Genomic DNA, 13,085 nt, shown 5'->3' with positions numbered 1-13,085 from the left:
GCTCGATCCGCTCCCACAAGCTGTCCGGCACGATCCACGGCAGTTGCTCGCCCTTCTTCACGCGAAGATCAACGACCTGCAGTGCCAGAAGACACGCCTCTAGATCATTTTGTTAGTAGCTCTAAGACGCCTGCCGGGCCGCCCGCCACTCCGGCGCGAGCACCGACCAGACCTCGATGTCGTGCCGTTTCCCCCGGTAGGAGTAGCTCTCCCGCAGCACGCCGTCTCTGGTCATCCCGAGCCGCCGGGCCACCGCGATGCTGGCCGCGTTCGCCGCCGCGACCTGCCACTCCACGCGGTGGATGCCCCGTTCCTCGACGGCCCAGTCGATGAGCACGCGGATGGCCCTGGTCACCAGGCCCTTGCCCGCGGCCGACGGCTCCAGCCAGCAGCCCGCCTCCGCGGTGCCGTGGGCGAGGTCCATCGTCCGGAAGATGACTCCGCCGACCAGCGTGCCGTCCACCCAGATGCCGTGGATCCGCCCGGTGTCGGTCGCGGCCTTCTCCGCGTACGACCGCAGGAACGTCCTGCTCGACTCCAGGTCCGTGACCGCGTCCGGCATGGCGACGTACTGCCCGATGAACTCCCGTCCCCGATCTATGTGGGCGAGGAACTCCTCGGCCTGCCACGGCTCCAGTGGCCGGAGCTCCGCGCCGTCGTCATTCAGGGATATCGCGTACATTGCCCTCTTCCACCGTCTAAACCATCACATACCGCCAACGGATCTTCTCACGGGTAGCCGGCGACCCATCTGGGCGGTGGTCGCGCGCCAGATGTCGGAGGCGGGATCGATGACGGCGAAATGGTCGCCAGGCTGCTCGACATGGACCAGCTCGTCGCCGGTCCGCTGACCCCTGGCGGCGTAGCGGCGGTTGAAGTCGACGAGGTCGAGGTCGTCGTCCAGCCCTTGCACGATCAGCTGCGGCACGCCCAGCGGGAGCCTGGTCAGCGGGTCGGCGGCCGCGTACACCTCGGGAATCTCGTCCGGAGTGCCGCCCAGGGCGGCCGGGACGGCGCCCGAGCTGATCCGCCGCAGGGCGCCTTCGCCGAGGTCCAGCACCCCGGCCAGCGAGACCGCCAGCGAGACCGCCGGCGCGATCCCGGCCACGTCGGCGGCCAGCCGCAGGGCGAGCTGGCCGCCCGCCGAGTGGCCGAGCACCGCGGTCCGGCCGAGGTCGAGCGGGTGTTCGCGGGCCGCGGTGGCCAGTGCGGCGAATCCGGCGGCGACGTCCGCGGTGGTCGCGTCCCAGCCGTGCCGGTCCGGGCGGCGGTATTCGAGGTTCCAGGCGGCGTAGCCGCGCCCGGCCAGATCGATGCTCAGCGCGTCCATCAGATCGGCGCCCCAGATCGAGCGCCAGTATCCGCCGTGCAGCAGAACGGCGACCGGCAGCGGCCCGGCGTCGTGATCGGGCGGCAGGACCGGCAGCGGCCGGCCGTTGTGGTCGGGTGGCAGGACCGGTTGCGGCCGGGCGTCGCGATCGGGTGGCAGGCGGAGGTCGGCCCACTGGTCGGGGTGCGGGCCGTAGGAGATCCTTCGCGCCGGGTGGCGCAGCCGGTGTACGGCGTGCCGGATCGCCCAGGTCAGTCCCTGTATCCCCCGGCCGAAGAGGTGAACGGAGCCGGCGGCGACCTCGGCCGGCCCGGTGTCGGTCACGTCGTACCACACGGTCCGGGAAGCGTGGGATCCCGGCAGCGTGAGCATCGACCGGCCGGCCGGGTCGGCTCCCGGCAGCGCCACGATCGCGCGAGTGTCGTCACGGCCGCCGTCGAGGAGCACTTTCCCCAGCGCCTCGCCGTCGGCGGCGGCCTCCAGGCGGCCGGGCAGCCCGAGCGCGTCGCACTCGGCTGCCACGATCTGCCGGAGCAGCGCCGGGTCGGCGACGAGCCGCGGGCCGGTGACGACCACGAGATGAAGGTCCGTCACGGTTTCTCCAGACGAAGGCGAGGTTGCCGGACACCAGTCTGCCGCGCTGCTCGCCGGTCAGGAAACCGGTCGTGCCGGGCCTCAGGACCAGACGTAGCTGAGCCTGACCCGCAGCGGCCCGTTGAACTCGATGGTGACCCGGGTGTCGACGCCGTTCTCGAAGGCGCGGACGTTGTGCACGGTCATCCGGGCGCCGCCGATGAAGGGGTGACCGTTGGCGTCGACCTCCGTGATCGAGACGGTGACCGGGGTGAACGGCGTGACACCGGCCAGCGGGGCCCGGAGGATGACCTCCCCACCGGCGTTGAAGATGACGTTCCGGCCGTTGACCAGGTCGGCGGGCGGGTCGGTGTCGGCTTCGATGGTGGGGATGACGCCGACGGCTTCCGTGGACATGGGGGCTCCTTTCCGGATGAGCTCCCTCCTATCGTCGGTAGCCGCCTGGTCTTCCACATCCCCCCTGATCTGGGGGCTAGTGGCGAGGTTGATGGATCTGGTGCAGTTCCAGCGGTGCGGGCGGCGCCAGAGGTTCGGCGTGGCCGGCCCGGAAGGACTGCAGGAGGTAGGTGACCAGGCGCCGGGACGCGGCCGGCGAGACCTGCTGGGCCCCTTCGACGACGCCGCAGTTGGCCAGGAGCAGGAGAGTGATGTCGCTGGGCTCGAAGTCGTCGCGCAACTGCCCGGTGGCCTTGGCCCGCCGTACCAGCTCGGCGAGTCCGTCCTCGGCGCGGGTGCGTTCGCGGTCGTAGTCGATGGCGTCGGGGAACTGGGAGAGGAACGCGCCGGTGAAGCCCCGGTCGGTGGCCTGCATGGCGCACACCTTCTCGATGACGGAGCAGAAGCCGCGCCAGGGATCGGGGTCCGCCAGCGCCTCGTCGAGGACCGCGACGCAGTGGGCGAACTGTTCGGCGAAGGCTTCGTTGATGAGCACGGCGCGGGTGGGGAAGTGCCGGTAGAGGGTGGCCGCGCCGACGCCGGCCCGGCGGGCAATCGTGGTGACGGGCACGTCGATGCCGCGGGTGGCGTATGCCTCGCGGGCGGCTCGCAGGATGCGCTCGCGGTTGTACCGGGCGTCGGCACGCATGGCCTCAGGGGGTTTGTGAGAGGGCTGAGCAGGCATATCTCTCACTTTACCGTAAATGGAATGTGTCATCCGTTTAAGGCCTTAGCTTGGGCGAGCAAGCGGAACATCCCTCCGCTCGCGGCTCCGGTGACAGAACAGGACGAGATCGTGAACGAGATGCGCGCGGCCCTCTACGACCGGTACGGGCCCCCGGAGGTGCTGTACGAGGGCAAGGTCCCCGTGCCGGCCGTCAAGCCCGACCAGGTGCTGGTCCGCGTGCACGCGGCCAGCGTCAACGGCGGCGAGCTGCACGGCCGGTCCGGGCGGTTGCGGTTGGTGACCGGGCGCCGCTTCCCCCAGCGCACCGGGATCGACTTCGCCGGCGAGATCGCCGAGGTCGGCGCCTCGGTGACCGGAGTGCGGGAAGGGGAACGGGTGTGGGGCGCCTTGCCGCGGCGGTTCGGCAGCGCGGCGGAGTACGTGGCCGTCCACCCACGGCAGATCTCCCTCGCCCCCGCCAACCTCACCCCGGTGCAGGCCGTCTCCCTCCCGGCGGGCGGAACGACCGCGATCACCGCTCTGCGTGTCAAAGCCCGGCTCAAGCCCGGCGAACGCCTGCTGGTACGCGGCGCCAGCGGCGGTGTCGGCAGTGTCGCGGTTCAGATCGGCAAGATCCTCGGCGCTCACGTCACCGCTCTGGCGGGTTCGAAGAACCTGGACTTCGTCCGCGACCTGGGTGCCGACGAGGTTGTCGACTACCGGACGGCCCACCCGTCGGAGCTGGGTCGCTTCGACGTCATCATGGACACCGCCGGCACGCAACACTCCGTCTACCGCGGGCTGCTGGCCCCGGGCGGCCGCATGGTGGCCATCGCCTTCGATGTGGACAACGCCCTCGCCAGCATCTCCTACATCCTCGCCTCGACCGTCCATGGCTCCCGGCGGGTGCGTTTCTTCAGCGGCAACCCCCGGCGCGAGCTGTTCGCCGAGCTGACCCGGTACGCGGAGAACGGCGACCTCCGCCCCGTCGTCGACACCGTCCACCCCCTCGCCGGCATCGCCGGAGCCCACCGCGCCTTGGAGGCCGGGGGCGTACGCGGAAAGCACGTCATCCAGATCGTGTGACGAGGTTTGGGACCAATGGCACCCGAATTCGGGACTTCGTCCTCCGGTGGCCGGGCGGCTGTTCCGCGAGCCTGGAGGTGGAGGAAGGGAGACCGGTGATGAACGGACGGATCGTGGTCGGGGTGGACGGCTCCGCGTCGGCGACGGCGGCGGCGGAGTGGGCCGCCGTCGACGCGCGGCATCGGGGGCTGGACCTGCTGGTCGTGCACATCTGTGAGCAGTGGCCGCACGGACTTGGTGACTTCAGCACGGAGTACTGCGCGGGTGCGCTGGAGGCCGCCGCCGATCGGGCGCGCGAACTGGCCGGTGAGGCCGAGGTGACGACGGAGCTGCGCGCGGGGAACGTGATCGACGAGTTGATCGCCGAGTCCGCGTCGGCTGACAGCCTGGTGCTGGGCAGCCGGGGGCTCGGCGGCTTCGAGGGTATGGTGCTCGGCTCGGTCAGCACGGCGGTCGCGGGTCATGCGCGGGGCCCGGTGGTGATCGTCCGCGGGGGCAGGCGGGAAGAGCACGGCCGGATCGTCGTCGGCTACGACGGGTCGGAGCACTCCGAGGCGGCCATGGAGTACGCCATCGAGCAGGCCCGCGCCTGCCATGCGCGGCTGCACGTCCTGTACGCCTGGCAACTGCCGGTCTCCGCGCCGTACGCGGCCGCCTACAACAGCCTGCTGGAGACGGCCTTCCAGCACGAGGTCCGGGTGGCGGCCGAGCGGGTGGTGCCCTGGCGGGAGAAGAACCCGGACGTCGAGATCACCGATGAGCAACTGTGCGAGCACCCGGCCGGCGCCCTGATCAAGGCCGCGACCACGGCCGACCTGGTCGTGGTCGGGTCCCGGGGGCTGGGCGGCTTCGCCTCGGCGGTGCTGGGCTCGGTCAGCCACGCCGTGCTGCACCATGTGACCTGCCCGGTCGCGGTGGTGCGACCCCGTCAGGAGGGGCCATGAACCTGAGCGTCGAGTCGCTGACCGCCGAGCGGGTGATGAGCCGCATCCTGGTGGCGGTCAAGTCGGACGAGTCGCCGCTGATGGCCTGGGAACTGATGCGCCGCGCCGGCGTACGCCATCTGCCGGTGGTCGAGGGGCAGCACGTCCTGGGCATCCTGTCGCGCGAGCAGCTCGCGGCGTCCTGGTCGGGCGGTCCGCAGGAACAGTCGAACCGCCACGTGGGCGAGCTGCTGGCCGGTGAACGCAGGCCACGCGTGCAGCCGGACGACCTGCTGACCCGGGTCGCGGCCGTCATGACCGACGCCGGCTGTGACGCCGTACCCGTGGTGTCCGACCGGGGACTGGTCGGGATGATCACCGCTCGCGACGTCGTGTCGGCGGTGGCGGGGCGTACCCGGCAGGTGAAGGAGCGCGGCGAGGTGGTGACCGGCATGTTCCACCTCGAGCCTGTCATACCGGTGCGGAGCTAGTGATGCCTGCCGGCGCTTGCCCGGTCAGCCGTTCCCAGTTGCCGGACCCGATCGCGGCCTTCTCCTCCTCGGTGAACGGCGCTCGCTCCAGGAACGACCGCGCGACCCCGCCGCTGGTGTCGAGGTACGGGAAGCCGCCGGGGCGCGTCCCGTAGGTGTAGGGGTAGTCGGTCGAGTACAGCATGCGTTCGGTCCCGACGACCTCCGCGGTCCATCGCAGGTAGCGCTCGCTCACCGTGCCGCTGCCCGCCACCCAGAAGTTCTGGCGGAAGTAGTCGGCGAGGGGTCGCTCCAGCTTCGCGTCGGGTGCCAGGATGCCCGTGTGGTCGAGGTAGAAGAGGATGACCTCGCCCCAGTGCCCGGCGATCACCTGGAGCTCGGGGTGGCGGTCGAACACCCCGGAGAAGATCATCCGTAGGTACTGAACGCCCAGGTCGTAATACCAGCCCAGCCCCGCGGTGGCCAGTCCCATGCCGACGCCGCCCAACCCCGAGTAGTACGCGTCCAGAACCGGCTGCGCGGGCGTCTGCGGGTGGAAGTGCAGGGGTACCCGCAGCCGCTCGGCGGCCGCGTAGAGGTCGTCGAACTCCGGCGCGTCGGCCAGCTTGTCCCCGGTGCGCCCGTACAGCATCGCGCCCCGGAAGCCGAGCCGCGTGACCGCGCGTTCCAGCTCCTCGACGGCGGCTTCGGGCACCGGCGTCGGGATGGCCGCGAGCGCCTGGAACCGCTCCGGGTTGCCGGCGACGACCTCGGCGAGCGCGTCGTTCGCCTCACGCGCGACGCTCACGGCGTCGGCCGCCGCGAGGTTCTGTACGCCCGGTGTGGCCAGGGACAGCACCGCGACGTCCACGCCCTGATCGTCCATGTCGGCCAGGCGCAGATCGGAGACGTCGCGCAGCCGCCGCGCGATCGGATCGTCGCCGTAGCCGCGCTGCGGAATCCGCGGCACCCCCGCCCGTGTCCAGGCGTCGAGCACTACCGGCAGGACGACGTGTTCCTCAAGCCCGATGATTCGCATGTCATGCTCTCCTTGGTTCCATTGGAAACGCTTGGACGGTATCACTGATACTAGCGACGGTACAGCGGTAGCCGTATCATTGATTCATGCCTCGAGGGACGAAGGACGACGGGCGCGAGCTCATCCGCCGGCGGGTGGTCGAGGCCGCCGCGGACCTGCTCGCGCGTGAGGGCCGCGACGCGGTCACCACCCGCGCGGTCGCGGCGGCGGCCGGGTTGCAGCCCCCGGCGATCTATCGCCACTTCGCCGACATGGACGCGCTTCTCGAGGCGGTGGCCGAGCACGGCTACGCCACGTTCCTGGCGGCCAAGCGCGTCGATCCCGACCCGCCCGACCCGATCGAGGATCTGCGCGCGGGCTGGGACCTCGCCGTCGAGTTCGGCCTCGCCAACCCCGCGCTGTACGTGCTGATGTACGGCGAGCCCAGGCGCGGCACGACGTCGGCCGCCTTCCAGGCCGGCATGGAGATCCTGCTGGGGCGCATCCGGCGCCTGGCCGCCGGCGGCTGGCTGCGCGTCGACGAACGGCTCGCGGCCGCCCTCATCCACGCGACGGCGCGCGGCGCCGTGCTCACCTGGCTGTCGCTGCCCGCCGATCAACGCGATCCGGCCCTGCTGACCGCCATGCGGGAGTCGATGGTCACCGCCGTCACCAACGAGAGGCCCGCCGTGCAGGACGCGGGCCCGGCGGGCGCGGCCCGGGCCCTGCGTGCCGCACTGCCCGAGCAGACCACGCTGAGCGGCGCGGAGCAGCATCTCCTCGGCGAGTGGCTCGACCGCCTGGCCGCCGACGGGTAGCTCGTGCCCACGCAAGAGCCCGGAGTTCGCGCGCCTGTGGGAGCGCTACGACGTGAAGGCGCATTCCCACGGCCGCAAGACCTTCCACCATCCCGACGTCGGCGACCTCACGCTCGGCTACCAGTCCATGCAGCTCGAGGGCACCCCGGGGCACCGCCTGGTCGCGTACTACGCCGAACCCGGCACCCCTGAGTACGACGCGATGGTCCTGCTCGACCTGGCCGAGCTCATCCGTTGACGAGTGGGCAATCACATCCGCCCAGATCGACTGGTCACCCGACCACCTTGTCCAGGAACCCGGCCAGGTTGGCCGCGGTCCGCTCGATCTGCTCCTCCAGCGTGAGCGACTCGTGGAGCCGCCCGCCGGGCCCGACCTCCTTCTTCCCGCGCAGGTAGAGCGAGCAGGCCAGATCGGTGCAGATGTAGGCGCCCACCGAGTTGCCCTGCTGCCCGGTCCGCCCCGCTCTGCGCGCGGTCATCAGCGAGACGCCGTCTCCCGTGTGCATGGTCAGGCAGAACGAGCACATGCTGCGCCGGACATGCCCGGCATGCGGCGCGGCCCGGCGCAGCGCCACCCCCACGAACCCGTCGCCGGACTCGGCGACCAGATAGGCCCGCTCCGGCGAGGCGGGGTCCCGCCACCCGAGGAAGTCCAGGTCGTCCCACGGCCGCGCGGCCAGATCCCTGGGCACGGCCAGGCGCTTCGCCTCGCCCTTGGTGCAGTTGACCAGTGAAGCGCGGATGTCACGCTCGGAAACCACTCTCATAGGTGGGGAAGCTAGCTTCCCTAGGAGTATTATGCAAATACTTAATACCTCTAGGTAAGCGAGAAGGGCGGCCCATGGCACGCGCGGGGTTGACCGCCGAACGCCTGACCCAGGCGGCGGCGGAACTGGCCGACGAGGTCGGCTTCGAGAACGTGACCGTCTCGGCGCTCGCGCGCAGATTCGGCGTCACGGACCCGAGCCTGTACTCACACATCAAGAACGCGCGGGACCTGAGGGAGCGGCTGGCGGCACTGGCCCTGACGGAGCTGGCCGACAGGGCCGCCGCCGCGCTGGCCGGCCGCGCGGGCAAGGACGCGCTGAAAGCCTTCGCGGGCGCGTACCGGGACTATGCGAAGGAGCATCCGGGCAGGTACGCCGCAGCGCAGATCGAGCTCGACCCCGAGACGCCGGCCGCCGATGCCGCGCGCCGGCACTCGGAGATGACGCGGGCGATACTGCGCGCCTATGAGCTCCAGGAGCCCGACCAGACGGACGCGGTACGGCTGCTGGGCAGCACGTTCCACGGCTACGTGAGCCTGGAGCGGGCGGGCGGGTTCAGCCACCACCCGCGCGACGCGGACGCCTCGTGGTCCAGAGCCCTGGACGCCCTCGACTCCGTTCTCCGGAACTGGCCGGTGTGATTTTCAGAGCTGGGCGGCGAGGTGGGTCAGTGTCACACCGAGGGGTGCGTCCAGGGTGAGCACGGCTTCGGCGTCACCGCCGGTCGGCCCCTGGTTCACGATGGCGATCGGGATGCCGAGCGCGGCGGCCTTGGTGACGAACCGCAGGCCGGACCGTACCGTCAGCGACGACCCGAGGATCAGCAGCGCCCGCGCCGCCGCGACGAGCGCGAAGCACTCGTCCACCCGTGTCCTGGGCACGTTCTCGCCGAAGAACACCACGTCGGGCTTGAGCAGCCCCCCGCACGTCGCGCAGTCCACCACCCGAAACCGCTCGACCTGCTCGTCGGCGAGCACGGCGTCACCGTCGGGGTTGATCCGCCCGCTGGCCTCCCACCCGGGATTGGCCGCGCGCAGGCGGTCCTCCAGCTCCGTACGGGAGGTCCGCTCCCGGCAGGTCAGGCACACGACCCGGTCGAGCCCGCCGTGCAGCTCGATCACCCGCCGCGCGCCGGCCGCCTGGTGCAGGCCGTCCACGTTCTGCGTGACGATCCCGTCGATGAGCCCACGCCGCTCCAGCTCGGCCACCGCCCGATGCCCCGCGTTGGGCGCGGCCAGGCCGATCTGCCGCCACCCGACGTGACTGCGCGCCCAGTAGCGCCGCCGCGCCTCCGCGCTGCCGACGAACCGCTGGTACGTCATCGGCTCCGCCCGCCGGGCCCGGCCGGTCGGCCCCCGGTAGTCAGGGATCCCGGACTCCGTCGACAGCCCCGCCCCGCTGAGCACCGCCACGCCGCCCCTGGCCACCAACTCGGCCAGCTCCGTGAGCGGAGAACGGTCGAGCACGCTCCTGCTTTCGGTCACAGCACCATGGTGCCCGACGCGCCACGATGCCCGAACAACGGGGGTGGATGAAGTTCCACAGAAATAGCTTTCTACTGTATAGAGTTACACCGTGTTCACGCTCCAGTCCCTGGTCGATCGCTCCTCGCTCGAACTCGGCGTGCTGGTGCCGGGCCGTCCCGGCGCGCTGGACGAGCCCCTCTCCTGGGTGCACAACACCGAGCTGCCCGACCCGTCGGCTTACGTACGCGAAGGCGAGCTCGTGCTGACCAACGGCGTGTGGCTCGACCGGGTGGATCCGGCGCGGTTCGTCCGCCAGGTCAAGAAGGCCGGCGCGGGCGGCATCGTGTTCGGCCTGCGCGCCGAGCTGCCCGCCACCCCGCCCGCGCTGGTCGAGGCCTGCCGCGAGGAGGAGCTGCCGCTGCTGGAGATCTCCATCGCGGTGCCGTTCACGGCGGTCTCGGAGGCCGTCGCCGACATGCTGGCCGAAGAGCGCAAGCAGTCGCTGGTCGGCATGGTGCGCCGGGGCGACGCCCTGGCCACGGCGATCTCCCGGGGCGCCGGCGCCTCCGGCGTGCTCGACGTCCTGCGGCGCGAGTACGACCTGCCGCTCGCGGTGGTCGACAGGATGGCCCGCTCGCTCGCGGCGGCCGGCGTCGACCTCGGAGCGGACCAGTTGCACGCCGTGGCCTCGGGACTGGCCAGGCACCCGCCTGCCCTGGAGGTGGATCTGGGGGACGCCGGACGCGTGGCGCTGTTCCCGGTGGGCGCCGTCGGCGACATCGACGCGGCCCTCATCTGCCTGCGCCCCCTGCGCGAGCTCGCGGCGGCCGAGCGGGAGGCGCTGGAGCAGACGGCCCGGTTCCTGAGCCTGGAGGTCGCCAAGCAGCAGGCGGTCCAGGCGATCGAGATGCGCTTCGCGAGCGAGCTCCTGGAGATGATCCTGTCGGGCGGCCGCCGCGCCACGGAGGTCCCCGGCCGGCTGCGTGCCTTCGGCGTCGATCCGGGCGGCCCGCTGGCCGTGTGCGCCGTGGCGTTCGCGCGGGGCGAGGCCGCCACGATGCACGGGCTCGCCGAGGTGATCGGCGAGTTCTTCGCGGCAGAAGGCGTGCCGGCGGTCGTCGCCGGCGGCACGCAGGACGTCGTCGCCGTGCTGCCCTGGCGCCACCCCGAGCGCGAGCTGCCGCTGCTCGCCCAGCGCCTGGTACGCGGCGTCGAGCGGCGCTTTCCCGGCCGCCGCCCGGTCGCGGGACTGAGCGGCATCGCCTCCCAGGGGGCCGAGCTGCGACCCCAGCTCCTGCAGTCCCGGGAGGCCTGCCGCGTGCTGCGGCGTACCTCGGCGGGACCTTCCGTACGGGCCTTCGCCGAGCTGGGGACGCATCGGCTGCTCCTGGGATCGCTCGACGCGGACACCTTGCACCAGTTCTCCGGCGAACTCCTCGGGCCGATGAAGGACCATGACGCGCGGCGGGGCGGTGAGCTCGAGCTGACGCTACGGACGTTCCTCGATCACGATGGGCAGTGGGGGGCGACAGCCGGAGCGCTGCATGTCCATGTCAACACGCTGCGCAACCGGCTGGCCAAGATCACCGAGCTCACCGGCCGGGACGTGGGCCGCACCGAGGACCGGGTGGACCTGTTCCTGGCGCTGACCATCGACGCGATGGACTGAGCTCAGGAAGCGGTCACGCTGCCGGCCCGCCGCCACTGGCGGGCGTTGCTCAGCGTCGCCATCGGCTGGAGCATCTGGTGGTCGAAGGGCGCCATGGGCAGCCCCTGGGCCAGGCGCCGTGGGAAGTCCGGGTTGGCGAGCGCCCCCCGGCCGACGGCCAGGACGTCGGCGTGGCCGTCCTCCAGCACAGTGGCCGCCCGGGCCGCGTCGTGCATGCCGCCGTTGGCCAGCACGGGCAGCCTGGTGACCTTCCGGGCCAGGCCCGTGATCGTCATCCCTCCGTCCAGGGTCGCCGTCTCCACCCAGTCCCGGCCTTCGCTGGCGATGTGCAGGTAGCTCGCGCCCGCCTCGGCGAGCGCGGCGAAGATGGTCTCCGCGTCCCTGGAGCCGCCCGCCCACCGGTGCGTGAAGTCGTTGACCTTGCCCTGCGACAGCCGGATGCCGACGCAGAAGTCCGGGCCGAGCTCCGCGCGGATGGCGGAGACGATCTCCGCCGCCAGCCGTACCCGGTGGGAGACCGGACCGCCGTAGCGGTCGGCGCGCCTGTTGGTGTAGTCGGTCAGGAACTGGTCGACCAGGTAGCCGTTGGCGCCGTGCACCTCGACCCCGTCGAAGCCGGCCCGCCTGGCGCGCACGGCCGCGGCCACGAAGCCCCGCACCGCGCGGTCGATGTCGTCCTGGTCCATCGCCCGGGGCGTGGGCCACGGGCCGTGCCCGCCGTATTCGGGCAGCTTCTCACCACGCGGCCGGACGGCCGACGGCGCGACGGTGTCGTCGCGGTAGTGGCTGCCCTGCGACAGCGCTCCCGCGTGCATGAGCTGGAGGACGAAGGCCGCGCCGGCCGCGCGCACCTGGCCGGCGATCTCCCGCCAGGCGGCCTCGTGGCCATCGGTGACGATGCCGGGCTGGTTGGCGTACCCCTGGCTGTGCCAGGTGTCGGTGTAGGTTCCCTCGGTCACGACGAGGGAGAAGCCGCCGCGCGCGTACTCCGCGTAGTAGCCGGCCATCTCGCCGGTCGGCGTGCCGTCGGCGGTGGCGGACACCCTGGTCATGGGGGAGACCGCCAGCCGGTTGGCGAGGCTGAGGTTGCCGATGCGCTCCGGGCGCAGAGCGGGGTGCAGGACGTCGTTCATCGATCACTCATTTCTTCGGTTTCCAGGTCGATCGCCAATGCCGTCGGGTGGTGCCCGTTGATCCCCACCAGGTCCTGCGGACAGGCCGAGACCACGAGAACGCAGTCCATCTCCGCCTCGAACGTGATCGCGTCACCGGGACGGCTGATCGAGCTCAGCCAGCTCAGCCGGCCGTCGCCGGCCACCGGGATCCGCATGAACACGTTGACGGGCTGCGGCACGACCGGGACGGACAGGCCGAGCACGGCCAGGCTCGCGCGCAGATTGTCCGCGCACGAGGCGTGAACGGGAACGCCCAGGGCGCGATAGCGCTCCGGATCGCAGGCCGCGACGAGCATGTCGTGACAGCCGGGGGAGCTGTCCTCCACCAGGGTGAGGATGGGCCTGCGGCGGCTGGTGACGAACGTCTCGCCGGCCACCGGGAACAGGCGGCTGGTGGCGGCCCGGGTGTGCGACGCGCTGAGGTGCTCGTCGGCGTCGTCGGCGTCGTCGGCGGCGAGCGCGAACACGTCGCCGACCTGGCCTCCTTCGAGGTCCGTGACGCGTACGCGCCGGCCGGCGCCGACTCTTACCGCCCGCCCTTCGGTGGCGGGCACGATGACTCGCATGCCCACAGCCAACCAATCGGGACCCGAGCCAGGCCATGGAGATTGCCACCGCATCCAGCGCTGCGGGTAGAGGAATCTCCATCTACGCCGACACGGACGGA

The 13,085-nt window shown here is 71.6% G+C and carries 16 protein-coding genes; 7 read left to right on the top strand and 9 right to left on the bottom strand.

Annotated elements, in window-relative coordinates; all coding sequences use genetic code 11:
* Positions 1-121: 121 nt before the first annotated feature.
* The 4 genes from KME78_RS55250 to KME78_RS55235 all read right to left on the bottom strand — a co-directional run bounded on the left by KME78_RS55250 (position 122) and on the right by KME78_RS55235 (position 3,008).
* Positions 122-682: a GNAT family N-acetyltransferase gene (locus KME78_RS55250; protein ID WP_219538085.1), complete on the bottom strand. Its 561-nt coding sequence runs from the start codon at positions 680-682 to the stop codon at positions 122-124.
* A gap of 24 nt (positions 683-706) precedes the next feature.
* Positions 707-1,924: an alpha/beta hydrolase gene (locus KME78_RS66835; RefSeq protein WP_308127504.1), complete on the bottom strand. Its 1,218-nt coding sequence runs from the start codon at positions 1,922-1,924 to the stop codon at positions 707-709.
* Positions 1,925-2,005: 81 nt separating this feature from the next.
* On the bottom strand, positions 2,006-2,320 hold the full coding sequence (locus tag KME78_RS55240; RefSeq protein WP_219538084.1) for a hypothetical protein: 315 nt from the start codon (positions 2,318-2,320) through the stop codon (positions 2,006-2,008).
* A 76-nt stretch (positions 2,321-2,396) separates the two neighbouring features.
* Positions 2,397-3,008, bottom strand: coding sequence for a TetR/AcrR family transcriptional regulator (locus tag KME78_RS55235; RefSeq protein ID WP_246654550.1), 612 nt, complete (start codon positions 3,006-3,008; stop codon positions 2,397-2,399).
* 156 nt (positions 3,009-3,164) lie between these two features.
* Here KME78_RS55235 and KME78_RS55230 point away from each other — a divergent pair, with 156 nt between their 5' ends.
* The 3 genes from KME78_RS55230 (at position 3,165) to KME78_RS55220 (ending at position 5,526) form a co-directional block, all read left to right on the top strand.
* Entirely contained in the window at positions 3,165-4,112 is a 948-nt protein-coding gene (locus KME78_RS55230) for an NAD(P)-dependent alcohol dehydrogenase (RefSeq protein ID WP_219538093.1), read from the top strand.
* A gap of 98 nt (positions 4,113-4,210) precedes the next feature.
* Positions 4,211-5,056: a universal stress protein gene (locus KME78_RS55225; protein ID WP_219538082.1), complete on the top strand. Its 846-nt coding sequence runs from the start codon at positions 4,211-4,213 to the stop codon at positions 5,054-5,056.
* Entirely contained in the window at positions 5,053-5,526 is a 474-nt protein-coding gene (locus KME78_RS55220) for a CBS domain-containing protein (RefSeq protein ID WP_246654549.1), read from the top strand. The genes KME78_RS55225 and KME78_RS55220 overlap by 4 nt, the downstream gene beginning before the upstream one ends.
* Here KME78_RS55220 and KME78_RS55215 read toward each other — a convergent pair.
* Entirely contained in the window at positions 5,507-6,544 is a 1,038-nt protein-coding gene (locus KME78_RS55215) for an amidohydrolase family protein (protein WP_219538081.1), read from the bottom strand. The genes KME78_RS55220 and KME78_RS55215 overlap by 20 nt on opposite strands.
* Positions 6,545-6,630: 86 nt before the next feature.
* On the opposite strand from KME78_RS55215, the gene KME78_RS55210 reads away from it, so the two are divergent.
* Both KME78_RS55210 and KME78_RS55205 read left to right on the top strand, forming a co-directional pair.
* Complete coding sequence (locus KME78_RS55210) at positions 6,631-7,341, top strand: TetR/AcrR family transcriptional regulator (RefSeq protein WP_219538080.1); 711 nt, start codon at positions 6,631-6,633, stop codon at positions 7,339-7,341.
* Complete coding sequence (locus KME78_RS55205; protein WP_308127505.1) at positions 7,298-7,579, top strand: MmyB family transcriptional regulator; 282 nt, start codon at positions 7,298-7,300, stop codon at positions 7,577-7,579. Before KME78_RS55210 ends, KME78_RS55205 begins: the two co-directional genes overlap by 44 nt.
* 34 nt (positions 7,580-7,613) lie before the next feature.
* Here the strand turns inward: KME78_RS55205 and KME78_RS55200 are convergent, their stop codons facing one another.
* Positions 7,614-8,108: an FBP domain-containing protein gene (locus KME78_RS55200; protein WP_219538078.1), complete on the bottom strand. Its 495-nt coding sequence runs from the start codon at positions 8,106-8,108 to the stop codon at positions 7,614-7,616.
* Between the two features lie 74 nt (positions 8,109-8,182).
* Here KME78_RS55200 and KME78_RS55195 point away from each other — a divergent pair, with 74 nt between their 5' ends.
* Positions 8,183-8,749: a TetR/AcrR family transcriptional regulator gene (locus tag KME78_RS55195; protein WP_219538077.1), complete on the top strand. Its 567-nt coding sequence runs from the start codon at positions 8,183-8,185 to the stop codon at positions 8,747-8,749.
* A gap of 3 nt (positions 8,750-8,752) precedes the next feature.
* Here KME78_RS55195 and KME78_RS55190 read toward each other — a convergent pair whose 3' ends face one another.
* Positions 8,753-9,592 (bottom strand): NAD-dependent protein deacetylase, encoded by an 840-nt coding sequence (locus KME78_RS55190; protein ID WP_308127503.1) that lies wholly within the window; start codon positions 9,590-9,592, stop codon positions 8,753-8,755.
* 91 nt (positions 9,593-9,683) lie between these two features.
* Here KME78_RS55190 and KME78_RS55185 point away from each other — a divergent pair, with 91 nt between their 5' ends.
* The gene (locus KME78_RS55185; RefSeq protein WP_219538076.1) at positions 9,684-11,243 is read left to right on the top strand and encodes a PucR family transcriptional regulator; all 1,560 of its coding nucleotides are present in this window, start codon (positions 9,684-9,686) and stop codon (positions 11,241-11,243) included.
* Between the two features lie 2 nt (positions 11,244-11,245).
* On the opposite strand, the gene KME78_RS55180 is transcribed toward KME78_RS55185, so the two are convergent.
* Both KME78_RS55180 and KME78_RS55175 read right to left on the bottom strand, forming a co-directional pair.
* Positions 11,246-12,376 carry an oxidoreductase gene (locus KME78_RS55180; RefSeq protein WP_219538075.1) on the bottom strand — a complete coding sequence of 377 codons (1,131 nt, stop codon included), beginning with the start codon at positions 12,374-12,376 and terminating at the stop codon, positions 11,246-11,248.
* Positions 12,373-12,984 carry a DUF1989 domain-containing protein gene (locus KME78_RS55175; RefSeq protein WP_246654548.1) on the bottom strand — a complete coding sequence of 204 codons (612 nt, stop codon included), beginning with the start codon at positions 12,982-12,984 and terminating at the stop codon, positions 12,373-12,375. The genes KME78_RS55180 and KME78_RS55175 overlap by 4 nt, the downstream gene beginning before the upstream one ends.
* Between the last annotated feature and the right edge of the window lie 101 nt (positions 12,985-13,085).

It is taken from the genome of Nonomuraea guangzhouensis, from assembly GCF_019396345.1.
Lineage (GTDB): Bacteria > Actinomycetota > Actinomycetes > Streptosporangiales > Streptosporangiaceae > Nonomuraea > Nonomuraea guangzhouensis.
Note: the sequence above shows the minus strand (reverse complement) of the source record. Positions and strands in the feature narration are given on the sequence as shown.

What these genes read in the sequence shown, in the direction of transcription:
- KME78_RS55250 (WP_219538085.1), bottom strand. Translation starts at nt 682, where the DNA reads ATGTACGCGATATCCCTGAATGACGACGGCGCGGAGCTCCGGCCACTG.
- KME78_RS55240 (WP_219538084.1), bottom strand. Translation starts at nt 2,320, where the DNA reads ATGTCCACGGAAGCCGTCGGCGTCATCCCCACCATCGAAGCCGACACC.
- KME78_RS55235 (WP_246654550.1), bottom strand. Translation starts at nt 3,008, where the DNA reads ATGCGTGCCGACGCCCGGTACAACCGCGAGCGCATCCTGCGAGCCGCC.
- KME78_RS55230 (WP_219538093.1), top strand. Translation starts at nt 3,165, where the DNA reads ATGCGCGCGGCCCTCTACGACCGGTACGGGCCCCCGGAGGTGCTGTAC.
- KME78_RS55225 (WP_219538082.1), top strand. Translation starts at nt 4,211, where the DNA reads ATGAACGGACGGATCGTGGTCGGGGTGGACGGCTCCGCGTCGGCGACG.
- KME78_RS55220 (WP_246654549.1), top strand. Translation starts at nt 5,053, where the DNA reads ATGAACCTGAGCGTCGAGTCGCTGACCGCCGAGCGGGTGATGAGCCGC.
- KME78_RS55215 (WP_219538081.1), bottom strand. Translation starts at nt 6,544, where the DNA reads ATGCGAATCATCGGGCTTGAGGAACACGTCGTCCTGCCGGTAGTGCTC.
- KME78_RS55210 (WP_219538080.1), top strand. Translation starts at nt 6,631, where the DNA reads ATGCCTCGAGGGACGAAGGACGACGGGCGCGAGCTCATCCGCCGGCGG.
- KME78_RS55200 (WP_219538078.1), bottom strand. Translation starts at nt 8,108, where the DNA reads ATGAGAGTGGTTTCCGAGCGTGACATCCGCGCTTCACTGGTCAACTGC.
- KME78_RS55195 (WP_219538077.1), top strand. Translation starts at nt 8,183, where the DNA reads ATGGCACGCGCGGGGTTGACCGCCGAACGCCTGACCCAGGCGGCGGCG.
- KME78_RS55180 (WP_219538075.1), bottom strand. Translation starts at nt 12,376, where the DNA reads ATGAACGACGTCCTGCACCCCGCTCTGCGCCCGGAGCGCATCGGCAAC.
- KME78_RS55175 (WP_246654548.1), bottom strand. Translation starts at nt 12,984, where the DNA reads ATGCGAGTCATCGTGCCCGCCACCGAAGGGCGGGCGGTAAGAGTCGGC.